The organism is Micromonospora sp. NPDC049151, assembly GCF_040648395.1.
Taxonomy (GTDB): Bacteria; Actinomycetota; Actinomycetes; order Mycobacteriales; family Micromonosporaceae; genus Micromonospora.
On the sequence record NZ_JBEZDP010000010.1, the window covers coordinates 168,378 to 180,860 of the forward strand.

Below are 12,483 nucleotides of genomic sequence, written 5' to 3' on the forward strand. Positions count from 1 at the left end.
GAAGGGACGGCGGGGCGCCGGAACAGCGGGAGCGCCGGGTGCGGCCGTAGGCTGCGGGACACGGACACGGCGGGAGGCCCTGGTGGCGGAGACGACGACGGTGGCCGAGGTGACAGCCGAGCTGGCCGAGCTCGACGACCCGAAGATCCGCGCGGTCAACGAGCGGCACGGCGACGACCACGGGGTCAACCTGGGCAAGCTGCGGGTGATCGCGAAGCGGCTGAAGACCCAGCAGGACCTGGCCCGCGAGCTGTGGGCGACCGGGGACAGCGCGGCGCGGCTGCTGGCGCTGCTGATCTGCCGGCCGAAGGCGTACGGGCGGGACGAGCTGGACGCCATGCTGCGCGAGGCGCGGACGCCGAAGGTGCACGACTGGCTGGTGAACTACGTGGTGAAGAAGAGCCCGCACGCCGAGCCGCTGCGCCTGGCCTGGTCGGCCGATCCGGATCCGGTGGCGGCGAGCGCCGGCTGGGCGCTGACCACCGAGCGGGTGGCGCGGACTCCGGACGGGCTGGACCTGGCCGGTCTGCTCGATGTGATCGAGGCGGAGATGGCGGGCGCGCCGGAGCGCCTCCAGTGGGCGATGAACCACTGCCTGGCGCAGATCGGGATCGAGCACCCGGCGTACCGGGAGCGCGCGATCGGGATCGGGGAGCGGCTCGGTGTGCTGAGGGACTATCCGACGCCGCCTGGTTGCACGTCGCCGTACGCGCCGGTCTGGATCAACGAGATGGTGCGCCGGCAGCACGGCGGGGCGGACAACGGGGTATGAAGGGGCGCAGGACATTCGCGTACCCGGAAGGACCGTTTCGATGACCCTGGAACGACCGATCGCCCCGGACCCGTACGAGCTGCTGCCGACGGTGCCGTCGTTCGACCTGACCAGTGACGACGTGCACAACGGCGAGCCGATGGACGCGCGGTACGCGCACGGCAGCACCGGCGGCGAGAACGTCTCACCGCAGCTGTCCTGGTCGGGCTTCCCGGCCGAGACCAAGAGCTTCGTGGTCACCTGCTTCGACCCGGACGCCCCGACCGGCAGCGGTTTCTGGCACTGGGTGCTGGTGAACGTGCCGGCGTCCGTCACCGAGCTTCCCAGCGGGGTCGACGAGGCCGATCTGGGCGGCGCGTTCAGCGTCCGCAACGACTACGGCGACACCGGCTACGGGGGCGCGGCGCCGCCCGCCGGGGACCGCCCGCACCGGTACGTGTTCGCGGTGCACGCGGTGGACGTGGACCGCCTCGACATCCCCGCCGGGGCGAGCCCGGCGTTCGTCGGCTTCAACCTGGCGTTCCACACCCTGGCCCGGGCGGTCATCCGCCCCACGTACCAGATCAAGGAGTGAGGTGTAAGGAAGGGCCCCTTGTTAACAGACGTCTGTTAACAAGGGGCCCTTCCTTACACGCGGGCTACGGCGAAGACGGACTGGCCGAAGGGCGGCCGGACGATCTGCTCGGCGGCCTTGGTGACCGGCAGGACGAGGGTGTCGTACACCTTGACCATCGGGCCCTCCTTCGGCATCAGCCGGAAGACCTTGGTGGCCATGAAGTAGCCGATCAGTCCGAGCGCGTTGGCGTAGTGGATCCGCTCGACGGTGAGGCCCGCCTCGGTCATCGCCGCGGCGAGCGTCTTCTTCGTGTAGCGGCGGACGTGGCCGGTGGCGATGTCGGCGGGGCTCATGGCGAACTGGAAAGCCGGCACGATGATGACGACCGCACCGCCGGGGCGGACCAGCTCCCGCATGCTGCGCAGCGCGCCGACGTGGTCGTCGATGTGCTCCAGCACGTTGTAGGACACGGCCGCGCTGTAGTCGCCGCGCTCGTGGTGCGGGAGCAGCATCTCGCGGACCTCGACGCGGGGCTGGTCGGACAGCCGCTCCTTGAGCTGGATCAGCCGGTCGGGGTCGGCCTCGGTGGCGGTGATCCGGGGCGCGTGTGCGGCCCAGGCGGAGGCGTAGTCGCCCAGTCCGCTGCCGATCTCGATCGGGTTGTCACCGAGGTAGGGCACCGCCAGCTCGACGAACCACTGCCGGTGGTTGACAGCTGTCGCCAGGCCTTCGAGCACCTCGGACTGGACGCGCTGATCCCCAGTGATTTCTGCCATGCGTCGATTCCTCACGATATGACTGACCCGCGCCTGGACCGTCAGAGTCAACCATCTGGATGCCTGTTGGGGAAATCGGGGGACGCAGATGGGCCGAATTGTGGTCCGGAGGGGCGTCGGATCGGCGGGTCGGCGAACCCGGCACATACTACGTGAGTCTGCGGAACCTCGCACCTGACCGCCATTCCGTGACTACGCTCTGAAATGTCATGACTACTCCGGATTCGGACGTGGACTCGGCGAAATCGGGGCGGGGCAGGCGGATCGACGCGCTGGCCGTGCTCAGCTTCGTGCTGCTCGCGCTCTGGGTGACGGCTCGCCTGTGGGTGGATCCCCGCAATGGCATTCGAGATAATCGGACAGATCAGGCGCAATTCGAATGGATGATGGCGCACGGTGCGCGAGTCGTCACTGATTTCGCCTATCCGTTCACCTCCGACCGGATGAATGTGCCGGACGTCGTCAATCTGATGGCTAATACGTCCGTATTATCCGTATCCATACCGCTCACCCCGATAACCCTCTGGGCCGGGCCGCGCTGGTCATTCCTGATTTTCCTCACACTCGGGCTCGCCGCGACCGGAGTGGCCTGGTATTTCCTGCTCTCCCGCGTGGTGGTCGGGGCCCGTGGCCCGGCCTGGCTCGGCGCGGCCTTCTGCGCGTTCGCGCCGGCCATGGTCTCGCACGCCAACTCGCACCCCAACATCGTCAGCCAGTTCGTGGTGCCGCTGATCATCTGGCGGACGCTGCGGCTGGCCGAGCCCGGCCGGTGGCTGCGCAACGGCCTACTTCTCGCCCTGGTGGTGGTCTGGCAGGCGTTCCTCAACCTGGAGATCCTGCTGATGACCGCCATCGGACTCGGCGTGGTGGTGCTCGCGCTGGCGCTCGGCCGGCCCGAGCTGCGGTCGGCGGCCCGCCCGTTCGCCGCCGGGCTCGCGGTGGCCGCAGTGGTCGCCGGGGCGCTGCTCGCGTACCCGCTCTGGGTCCAGTTCTTCGGCCCCGGCTCGTACAGCGGGCTCTCCACGCTGATCCGGGGCTACTCCACCGACCTCGCCGCGTACGTGGCCTGGTCCCGGGAGTCGGTGGCGGGCGACGCCCGGGGCAGCGAACCGCTCGTCAAGAACGCCACCGAGGAGAACGCGTTCTTCGGGTGGCCACTGGTGATCCTGGTGCTCGCGCTGGTCTGGTGGCTGCGCCGCAACGCGGTGGTGCTCGGGCTCGCCGCGCTCGGGCTCGTGTTCGCCCTCTTCTCGCTCGGCCGGGAGATCCGCTACGACGGGCGGGACACCGGCATCCCCGGCCCCTGGGCCGCGCTGGAGAACCTGCCGGTCCTGCACTCGGTGGTGCCCACCCGCTGGTCGCTGGCGCTCACCCCGATCATCGGCGTGCTGCTCGCGCTCGGCGCCGACCGGGCCCGGCGGCTCGCCGTGCGGCACCCGGACGCGCGCGGCCAGATCCGGTTCGCCACCGTCACCGTGCTCGCCATGGCGCTCGTGCCGATCCTGCCGACCCCGCTGCCCGCCAAGCGCCTCGAACCGACCCCGGCGTTCGTCACCTCCGGCGCCTGGCGCCCGTACGTCGCCGACGGGCGGAGCATCGTCACGCTGCCGCTGCCCGACACCACGTACGCGGTCCCGTTGCGCTGGTCCGCCGAGACCCGGCTGGACATGCCGCTGGCGCGCGGCTACTTCCTCTATCCGGACACCCGCCCCGGCGGGGACCGGATCGCCCTCTTCACCGCGCCGCCGCGTCCCACCAGCACGTTCTTCGAGACGGTACGGCGTACCGACGGGGTGCCGCCGATCACGCCGCAGGACCGGGTGGCCGCCGTGGACGACCTGCGCCACTGGCGGGCCGGGGCGGTGATCCTCGACCCCCGGCTGCCGCAGGCAGAGGCGCTGCGCCGGGCGATGACGGAGCTGAGCGGGATCACGCCGAGGCGTACCGGCGGGGTGTGGTTGTGGGACGTCCGGCCGCTGGTCGGCTGAGCGGTCAGGCCTGGCGGACGCAGCAGCCCTGGCACACCTTGGGCCGGGGCAGGGTGAACGCCAGGCAGCAGGTGCGTCGCTGCACCGTCGGCTCGCCGGCCGGGCCCGGCACCAGCTCGATCAGGTCGCTCAGGTCGAGCGCGTCGAGCAGCGTGCCGACGGTCGCCGTGGACGAGCCCGGCAGCGCGTCCGACGCGCGCAGGATGCCGTGCGCGATGCCGGAGGCCACCGAGCCGAGCAGCGTACGGGTGCCGATCCGGACCTCGCCCTGGATGGCGGCGATCAGCGGGGCGAAGTGGGCGTCGAGCAGTGAGGCGCGCAGCGCGCCGAGCAGCGCCGCCTCGTCCGGGACCACCAGTACGCCCGGGGCGCCGGCCAGCGCCAGCGGGTCGCCGGGCAGCACCGCCACCGGCGTCGAGGCGCGCAGCCCCAGTGTGAGGAGCTGGTGGTGGTCCTCGAAGTGCACGAGCACGTCGGCCGCGTCGAGCAGCGGCACCCGGCGGGCGGACGCCCAGCCGAGCACGGCGGGCAGCGCGGTCCAGTAGCTGTAGGACTTCCAGGCCAGCGCGGCACAGGCGTGCGGGGTGCCACCCCAGCGGCGGCCGGCGGCGGTCAGGAACTCGGACAGCAGCGTGCCGTCGATCAGCCGGGTGGCCGGGGACCAGCGGTCCAGCTCGTCGTGGACCAGCAGGCCGGGCGCGAGCCCGGGCAGGTCGTCGGTGCCGAACATGGCGCGCAGGGTCGCTGTCACCGGGGCGAGCGGGGTGGCGGCGTCGCGCCCCGGCATCACCGCAGTCACCTGGCCGTCCCCTGTCCGCTCGCCGTGCCGGTCGGCGCGGGCCGTCGACCAAAGCTAAGGCTAGCCTAACCACTCCCTGGGCGGGAGGGGAAGTGACGTCCCGGGCGTCGCGGGGAGGTCCCGGTCACTCCGCTCCGGCCGGGGGACTACCCGGCCCGGGAGACGAAAAACGCCGCCGGAGCCCGGCGGCAGACGACGTAATGATCGACGTACGTCGCTGAAAAGTCAAGGTGAGTGTCGAATACGAGGCAGTTTCCGTACACGTTCGGCCACTGAACGTGAAAATGGTCTTCCCGCGTACGAGGAAGCTGATGACGACCTCACCGATCGAGCGTGCCGCCGACTCGTTCGCGACGGCACTCGCCCAGCACCGTACCGGCCGAGGGCTGTCCAAGAAGCAGCTGGCGACGCTCATGGGCTTCGACCCGTCCTACGTCAGCCACGTCGAAGGGCGACGGCACCGCCCCACCGAGGACTTCGCCCGCCGGGCCGAGGCCGTCCTGGAGGCCGGCGGCGCGATCTGGCAACGCTTCCGGGAGTACGACGAACTGCGGCACGGCCGGGCCGGCGCGGCGCACCGTGACCCGGTCCCCGGCCAGTGGCTGCCGCCGGGCACCGGCCTGGTGGTGGAACAGGAGGTGGCCACGCTCACCCACACCGGGGACGGCTACCACTGCGCGATCCGCCGGGAGCTGTACAACGCGGGCACCGAACCGGTGACCCGCTACCTGGTCCGGGTCGCCGTAGACCGCTACCCGAACGACCCGGGCCGCTCCAACCGGCACCACCGGGAACACCCGCTCACCTTCGCCGAGCTTCAGCTCACCGCCTACCGGGACGACGGAAACGGACGCGAGCCGATGCACTGGCGGGCCAAGCACGACCGGGACGCGTTCAAGGAGATCTGGGTGCTGTTCGAGAACGACGAGGGACGGTTCCCGCTCTATCCCGGCGACCGGGTCACCATCGAGTACGCGTACCGCGTCGGCCGGGACAAGTGGGGCCCCTGGTTCCAGCGGGCCGTACGCCTGCCCACCCGGCACCTGGCGGTGCGGCTCGACCTGCCCGCGGACCTCGACCCCAAGGTGTGGGGCGCGGAGACCTCGCTGTCGGCGGAGGAGGGGCCGTTGCGTACCCCGATCCAGCGGGCGGTGGACGGCGACCGGGTGATCTTCGACTGGGGGACCGACGACCCGCCGCTGAACGCCCGATACCGGATGCAGTGGCGGTTCCGCAGCCCCGAGCCGGACGCCGAACCGGACAGCGCGCCGACCGGCGGTGCCCGGGTGCGGGCCAGCGACCGGATGCGGGCGGTGGGCATCGTGCAGCGCGGCGACGACCTGCTGCGGCAGCGGGCCCGCCAGTTCGACCTCCCGGCCGACGAACAGCACGCCCGGCAGGTGATCGATCGGCTCGCGGGGATGCTGGCCCGCCTGGACGAGCTGCACCCGTTCAGCAAGGGCGTCGGCCTGGCCGCCCCGCAGCTCGGCATCGGCTGGTCCGCCGCGCTCGTGCGCCCGGCCGACCGCGCGGCCGAACCGGTGGTGCTGCTCAACCCCCGGGTGGTGGACGCCGCCGCCGAGACCGACGAGCAGTACGAGGGCTGTCTCTCCTTCTTCGACCACAGAGGCCTGGTGCCCCGGCCGCTGCGGATCGACGTGGAACACGCTCTGTGGGACGGCAGCCGGGTGATCACGTCTTTCGAGTACGCGATGGCGCGGCTGGTCGCGCACGAGATCGACCACCTGGACGGGCGCCTCTACGTCGACCGCATGGCGCCCGGTGTGCCGCTGGTGCCGGTGGAGGAGTACCGCGAGACCGGAAACCCCTGGCGCTACTGAGAACGGGGGGCCGGGTCGCGTGCCCCAGGGGGCGGGGGCACGCGACCCGGCTCGGGGGAGGAAAGATCAGAGGCTGCCGAACGTGTCGTACCGGATGTGGTCGGGCGGTACGTCGTCGGCGGCGAGCGCCCGCAGGGTGGCCCGGACCATGCCCGCCGAGCCGGAGACGTAGCAGTCGTGCGTGGTCCACGGGCCGTACCGGGTGACCACCTCGGAGACCTCACCGAGTTCGCCGCCGAAGCCCGGGTCCTCGCTGCACGAGGGCGTCACCGACAACCACGGGTGGGACGCCACCAGGTCCTCCAGGCCGGGCAGCCCGTACAGCTCGTCCGGGCGGCGGGCGCCGTAGAAGACGTGCACCCAGCGGGTCCGGTTGACCCGGGTCAGCTCCTCCACCAGCGCCTTGATCGGCGCCAGGCCGACCCCGCCGGCCACGCAGAGCACATCCCGGGTGGAGTCCGGGTCCAGCGTCATCGAGCCCATCGGCGCGGCCACCCGCAGCAGGTCGCCCGGCTTGGTGCGGCGCACCAGCGCGCCGGACACCCAACCGGCCGCGCCCGGCGGCGTACGCACGTGGAACTCCAGCACGTTCTCCTCGTTCGGCGCGTTCGCCACCGAGTACGTCCGCCACACCCGCGGGTGGTAGCGGGGCACCTCCACGCTCACGTACTGGCCGGCCAGCCAGGGCAGCGGATCCTGGAGCGCACGCACGGTCAGCACCGCCGTGTCCGGGCCGTACCGCTCGTGCGTCAGGACCTCCGCGTGCCAGAACGGCGGGTTCTCGTCGGCCGCCGAGCCGGCCAGCATCCGCGCGCTGATGCTCGCGTACGCCTCCCGCCACGCCTGGTCGTACTCCAGGTTCCAGCCGTCCCCGGCGGTGCTGCGCAGCGCGTCGAGCAGCGCGACGCCCATCGTCGCGTAGTGCCCGGCCGCCACGTGGTACTTGCGGTGGTCCCGGCCCAGCGCGCGTAGGTACTCGTCGAAGCTCTCCGGGTCGCCCACCGTCTGGGTGGCCGTGACGATGGCCTCCAGGATGCGGTCCCCCTGCCCGTTCATCTGCACCGGGAACAGCTTGCGCAGCTCCGGGTCGAGGAGGAACAGCCGGGCGTAGAAATGACCGCTGAGCCGCTCCCGCTCCTCCTCGACCAGGGCCCAGCTCTCCTTCAGCAGCCGCGCGAAGTTCTCCACGGGGGCACGCTCCTTCTCCGTACGGCGGATCGGCAGCCATAGAATGTCCACGGAGCGTGTACGCCGGTCGCACAGACTGTGCGACCGTCCGGCCCGGTCGCCGAAGTGCTTTCATGGTCCGGTGACGGTTGACGAGCTGGCCCGCCCGGTCTCCCGCCGGATGCTTGGCACCGAGACGCTGCTCGTGCTCGGTCTGTCCCTCGGCCAGTCGGCCGTGTACGCGCTGGTGTCGCTGATCGCCAAGCTGACCGCGACCGGGGGACTGTCCAAGCAGACCGCCGCGCTGAACACCTCCGCGTCGGCCCGGCCGTACCTCGACCTCACGTACCAGCTGCTCGGGATCGTCTTCGCGCTGCTGCCGGTGCTGCTCGCCGTACACCTGCTGGCGCGCGACCCCGGCGACCCGGCACGGACGCTCGGCGTCGACTTCCGCCGGCCCGGCTCGGACCTGGCCCGGGGCGCGGGCCTGACCGCGCTCATCGGCCTGCCCGGGCTGGCGCTGTTCTGGGCGGCGGCGCAGCTCGGCCTCAACGCCACGCTGGTCCCGGCCGCGCTGCCGGACCTGTGGTGGGCGGTGCCGGTGCTGATCCTCGCCGCCGTGCAGAACGCCGTGCTGGAGGAGGTGATCGTGGTCGGCTACCTGATCACCCGGCTGCGGCAGCTCAACTGGCGGATCGGCGCGGTGCTCGCCACGAGCGCGCTGCTGCGCGGCTCCTACCACCTCTACCAGGGCTTCGGCGCGTTCGTCGGCAACGCCGTGATGGGCGTGATCTTCGGGCTGTTCTACCTGCGCACCCGCCGGGTCGCCCCGCTGATCGTCGCGCACACGCTGCTCGACATCTTCGCGTTCGTCGGCTACGCGATGCTGCCGAAGTCCTGGTTCGACTGGCTCTAGGCTGTCGCCACCTCGCCGTCCCGCCGCCGATCAGGCGAGATGGGCTCGGTGCCGCTGCCGGTCAGGCGCGGGGTGGCCGGTACCGGGCGACCGCCCGCGCCGCCACCCGCCCGGCCACCGCCGTGCCGCCGGTCGCCGCCGTCAGCGCCGCCGCACCCGGCAGCAACCGGGCGACCAGCCGCAACCCGACCCATCCACCCGCCTGCGCGGCCACCGGCGTGGCCAGCCGCCAGGCCGCCTGCGCCACCCGCCCCCACTGACCGTCCGCCGGAGCGTCGGCCGCCCGGGCCGCCGCCAGCGCCGCCCGAGCGGTGCCGTCGTCCGGGTGCACCGACGTCAGCACCAGCAGCTCGGCCGCCCGATCCGGATGCGCCGGATCCCGGCCGTACGCCGCCGCCAGATGCAACACCAGGTTCGCCTGCGTCCACAGCACCGTCGCCAGCTCCGCGACCGGCGCGAACAGTCCGGCGCCCGCCGCCAGCGCCCCACCCGTACCGGCCATCCGGACGAACCGCCGGGTCGCCAGCCGGGCCACCCCGTCGGCGTCCGCCTCCGGGTAGGCCCGCCGGACCTGCTCCACCCAGGCCGAGGCCCGCGGCCCGAGCACCTCCACGGCCGCAAGGGCCAGCAGCTCCGGCGCGAACCCGGGGTGGTCGCGCAGCTTCGGCCCGACCGCCCGCCAGCCCTCCACCGGCGTACGCGAGGAGTCAGGTCGTCCAGCCGCCTGTCCGACGACGGCCGCGGGCGTTGCCGGCCGGCGCGTCGTCTCGTCGGACTGCTCCGCGTCGGCTGCGGTGGTGGTGGCAGTGACCTCTGCCCGAGCGGCCTTCGTCTCGCGCTTCGGCGGCGACGCCTTCCGAGCGGCCTTCCTGACCGCCGGAGCCGCCTTCTTCGCGACCGGGGCGGCCTTCTTGGCTGCGGGAGCGCGGCGCGTCCGCTTCGGCGCCTCCTCCTCGGCCGGACGTTCGGTGGCCTGATGCTGCTCCGCTGTGACAGGTCTCTCGTCGGTGGCGAGCGCGCCCTCCCCGGCGCTCGACGCGGGCGTCGCGGCTTCCGGCTGGGGCTCGTGGACCGGCTCCTCACCGTCTCCGGCGGCGGTCCGTTCGGCGGCGGTCGTACCCGAAGGAGTCGTCGAAGTCCCTGGAGTGGCCTGGTCTGCCGGCGGCGCATCCGGGCCGCTGCCAGCAGCCTCCGGGGCGGCCTGCTCGCCGGGCGTACCCGGATCGGCAGGTGAAGGATCGGCGGCCGGACGCGGGCGCGGTGCCGGCGGTGCGTCGGCGGCCGGCGTCGGCGGCTGGAAGACGACTGTGGGCGCCGCCCGGCGCGGGCGCCTGGGCGTCGGTGTGTCGCTCGTCGCGCTCTCCGCAGCGGGGTCCGGTGCGGGCGGCGGGCTGAACGTCGGTCGTGGGGAGCGGCTCCGCCGGGCCTTGGGGGCGGGCTCGCGACGGGGCGGATCGCTCGGCGGCTGCTCCTGCATACCGATGGAGCGTAGCCGTGGGCGTGATCTGGCACACGACCAAGACACGGTCATGGGGGCGGGTTCCGATAGTCGCTTTGCCCCGGGCGGGTACGGCCCTGTATCCTCGGGCGCGGTGACCTCGGGGTCACCAGGGAGACTTCGCCTAGTCTGGTCTATGGCGCCGCACTGCTAATGCGGTTGGGGTCTTAAAGCCCCTCCCGGGTTCGAATCCCGGAGTCTCCGCGCGAAAGCCGGTTGTGTAGACTGGCCGAGCACCAGGCGCCCGTAGCTCAATGGATAGAGCATCTGACTACGGATCAGAAGGTTAGGGGTTCGAGTCCCTTCGGGCGCACCACTTGAACAGGGAAAATGCCCCTCCGTCGATAGACGGAGGGGCATTTTTCGTGCCACTCGGGTGGCACGTCCGCCACTGAGACTGGTTTTTCGTAACGCAGAGTCGCCTCTGGCACCGTTCCTGCAGCGTGCGGGCGTGGTCGGATCCTGACGGCGGGGCCTGTCGACGAGTCAGATGCTCGGGTGGTTGCTGCTCCATCAAGATTGGCACGGACTTCGAGCGGTTCCGCGCCAAGGCCCGGGTGTACCTGCGCGCCCACGAGGACCACCTGGCGTTGCAGAAGCTGCGCCGCAACAAGCAGCTCTCCCCGGCCGACCTCGATGAGCTGGAGCGGATGCTGGCGGCCAGCGGCGGCGGCACCGAGGACATCGACGAGGCCCGCCGCTCGGCCCACGGGCTCGGCCTGTTCATCCGCTCGCTGGTCGGCCTCGACCGGGAAGCCGCCACCGAGGCGTTCGGTGACTTCCTGACCAGCCGGACGCTCACCGCGAGCCAGATCAACTTCGTGAACCTGATCGTCGCCCATCTGACCCAGAACGGGGTCATGGAGCCCGAGCGGCTCTACGATTCGCCGTTCAGCGACATCGCCCCGCAAGGGCCGGACTCGATTTTCCCGTCCGCCGACGTCGACCGCCTGATCACGATCCTCAACTCTGTCCGAGACACCGCCGCCCCTGAGGCGGAGGTGGCGTAGTGCCTCGAAGCGAAGCTGAGGGGCAAAGTGCCTGGGGTCAAGGACGAGGATGACCTACGCCCACGGCTTCGTCAGCGTCCCCCGGTTGATCGCGCACCTATGGGTGCGCCTGGGGGAGGGGAACGCCCTCTGATGTCACGATCCGTCGAAGATGCTACATACAAATTCGGGCAAATTCGTATAAATCTAGGTCAGCGCACTCGACCGCATCCGGGCCGAAGCGGAACGTCGGGCCACTCAATCCCGCACCGGCTTGACAGGCTACGCCCCGGACAAGCCAGAGTCGATCATGCTTACGCCGAACGCGACAGGCCCGGCTCATCGCTCAGCTGGGCAGGGTTTCGATCGGCTGGCCGGTTAGCGCGGCGATGAGGTCGAAGTCCTCGTCGACGGCCAGGACCGTCAGGCCGGTCTTCTCAGCGGTCGCCGCGACCAGCAAGTCGGGGATAGGCGGCGCTCGGTGCTGGCCACGGTCAGCGAGCAGCATCTGTACTTCCAGTGCGCGGTCCTCGATGGCGGGTGTGAGGTGTTCGATCGGCATCAGTGACAGCGGTGGGGCGGCGAACTGTCGGCGCCCCGCTTCTCCGGAGCGCGTCGAGTAGCCGAGTTCGAGGCGCGTGATGGTGGAGAGCCGGACCAGCCCCCGGCTGATGCGTGCGCTCCACTGGTCACGGTTGGTCGTTTGGCCGAGTTGGAGCCGGACGTACGCGGACTTGTCGATCAGCCAGCTCGTCACCGCCACGCGGCCTCCATGACCGTGGGATCGGCAAGGTCGGCGAATGCCTCTGCGGACCGTTGCCAGTCCTCGGCGGTGACCGTCCGGTCGCCAGCGGGGATGATGTTCTCCTCGAACTTGCGGCGTAGGTACTCGTTGCGCGACAGCCCCAGGCTGGCGGCCGCCGCGTCGATGCGGTCGACCGCTTCTTGACTGAGATCGCGGATGAGGATGTTGGCCATTCGACACCTCCGTAGGTGGCGCTATCGCGATATCACGGTGACGTGAGTGTGAGACGAATCCGAAGCGATTGACCGCACATGCCGGATCAGGAACGACGCAACGCGGCCTACCTCGGAACGGGAGCCGGCACCATCGTCCAGGCGATCGTGGAGGTCGGCCAGCGGCCGTGCGCTGCCCCAGGCTGACGGTAGCGAAGGACAGC

The 12,483-nt window shown here is 71.4% G+C and carries 13 protein-coding genes and 2 tRNA genes; 9 read left to right on the forward strand and 6 right to left on the reverse strand.

Going from position 1 to position 12,483, the window contains the following annotated elements; genetic code table 11:
* Positions 1-82 precede the first annotated feature (82 nt).
* Entirely contained in the window at positions 83-772 is a 690-nt protein-coding gene (locus tag AB0B20_RS14640) for a DNA alkylation repair protein (RefSeq protein ID WP_357470820.1), read from the forward strand.
* 40 nt (positions 773-812) lie between these two features.
* A complete protein-coding gene (locus tag AB0B20_RS14645; RefSeq protein WP_357381905.1) occupies positions 813-1,346 on the forward strand; it encodes a YbhB/YbcL family Raf kinase inhibitor-like protein in 534 nt (177 codons plus the stop codon).
* A gap of 53 nt (positions 1,347-1,399) precedes the next feature.
* Here AB0B20_RS14645 and AB0B20_RS14650 read toward each other — a convergent pair whose 3' ends face one another.
* A complete protein-coding gene (locus AB0B20_RS14650; RefSeq protein ID WP_357381903.1) occupies positions 1,400-2,104 on the reverse strand; it encodes a class I SAM-dependent methyltransferase in 705 nt (234 codons plus the stop codon).
* 209 nt (positions 2,105-2,313) lie between these two features.
* On the opposite strand from AB0B20_RS14650, the gene AB0B20_RS14655 reads away from it, so the two are divergent.
* The gene (locus AB0B20_RS14655; protein ID WP_357470823.1) at positions 2,314-4,092 is read left to right on the forward strand and encodes a hypothetical protein; all 1,779 of its coding nucleotides are present in this window, start codon (positions 2,314-2,316) and stop codon (positions 4,090-4,092) included.
* Between the two features lie 4 nt (positions 4,093-4,096).
* On the opposite strand, the gene AB0B20_RS14660 is transcribed toward AB0B20_RS14655, so the two are convergent.
* Positions 4,097-4,879, reverse strand: coding sequence for a hypothetical protein (locus AB0B20_RS14660; RefSeq protein WP_357382292.1), 783 nt, complete (start codon positions 4,877-4,879; stop codon positions 4,097-4,099).
* Between the two features lie 323 nt (positions 4,880-5,202).
* Between AB0B20_RS14660 and AB0B20_RS14665 the strand changes: the two genes are divergently transcribed.
* Positions 5,203-6,732 (forward strand): peptide deformylase, encoded by a 1,530-nt coding sequence (locus AB0B20_RS14665; protein ID WP_357381898.1) that lies wholly within the window; start codon positions 5,203-5,205, stop codon positions 6,730-6,732.
* Between the two features lie 66 nt (positions 6,733-6,798).
* On the opposite strand, the gene AB0B20_RS14670 is transcribed toward AB0B20_RS14665, so the two are convergent.
* Positions 6,799-7,920: a globin domain-containing protein gene (locus tag AB0B20_RS14670; protein ID WP_357381896.1), complete on the reverse strand. Its 1,122-nt coding sequence runs from the start codon at positions 7,918-7,920 to the stop codon at positions 6,799-6,801.
* 121 nt (positions 7,921-8,041) lie between these two features.
* Between AB0B20_RS14670 and AB0B20_RS14675 the strand changes: the two genes are divergently transcribed.
* The gene (locus AB0B20_RS14675) at positions 8,042-8,815 is read left to right on the forward strand and encodes a CPBP family intramembrane glutamic endopeptidase (protein WP_357470826.1); all 774 of its coding nucleotides are present in this window, start codon (positions 8,042-8,044) and stop codon (positions 8,813-8,815) included.
* Between the two features lie 61 nt (positions 8,816-8,876).
* On the opposite strand, the gene AB0B20_RS14680 is transcribed toward AB0B20_RS14675, so the two are convergent.
* Positions 8,877-9,506, reverse strand: a complete 630-nt coding sequence (locus tag AB0B20_RS14680) for a hypothetical protein (protein ID WP_357470829.1) — start codon at positions 9,504-9,506, stop codon at positions 8,877-8,879.
* 285 nt (positions 9,507-9,791) lie between these two features.
* Here AB0B20_RS14680 and AB0B20_RS14685 point away from each other — a divergent pair, with 285 nt between their 5' ends.
* From AB0B20_RS14685 to AB0B20_RS14700, 4 genes are all read left to right on the forward strand, one after another.
* Positions 9,792-10,049 carry a hypothetical protein gene (locus tag AB0B20_RS14685; RefSeq protein WP_357470832.1) on the forward strand — a complete coding sequence of 86 codons (258 nt, stop codon included), beginning with the start codon at positions 9,792-9,794 and terminating at the stop codon, positions 10,047-10,049.
* Positions 10,050-10,426: 377 nt separating this feature from the next.
* Positions 10,427-10,517, forward strand: a tRNA-Ser gene (locus AB0B20_RS14690).
* Between the two features lie 36 nt (positions 10,518-10,553).
* A tRNA-Arg gene (locus AB0B20_RS14695) sits at positions 10,554-10,629 on the forward strand.
* 127 nt (positions 10,630-10,756) lie between these two features.
* Positions 10,757-11,323 carry a type I restriction-modification enzyme R subunit C-terminal domain-containing protein gene (locus AB0B20_RS14700; protein WP_357381890.1) on the forward strand — a complete coding sequence of 189 codons (567 nt, stop codon included), beginning with the start codon at positions 10,757-10,759 and terminating at the stop codon, positions 11,321-11,323.
* Positions 11,324-11,648: 325 nt separating this feature from the next.
* Here AB0B20_RS14700 and AB0B20_RS14705 read toward each other — a convergent pair whose 3' ends face one another.
* Entirely contained in the window at positions 11,649-12,065 is a 417-nt protein-coding gene (locus AB0B20_RS14705; RefSeq protein ID WP_357381888.1) for a PIN domain nuclease, read from the reverse strand.
* A complete protein-coding gene (locus tag AB0B20_RS14710; RefSeq protein WP_357381886.1) occupies positions 12,056-12,280 on the reverse strand; it encodes a hypothetical protein in 225 nt (74 codons plus the stop codon). Before AB0B20_RS14710 ends, AB0B20_RS14705 begins: the two co-directional genes overlap by 10 nt.
* Positions 12,281-12,483: the final 203 nt, after the last annotated feature.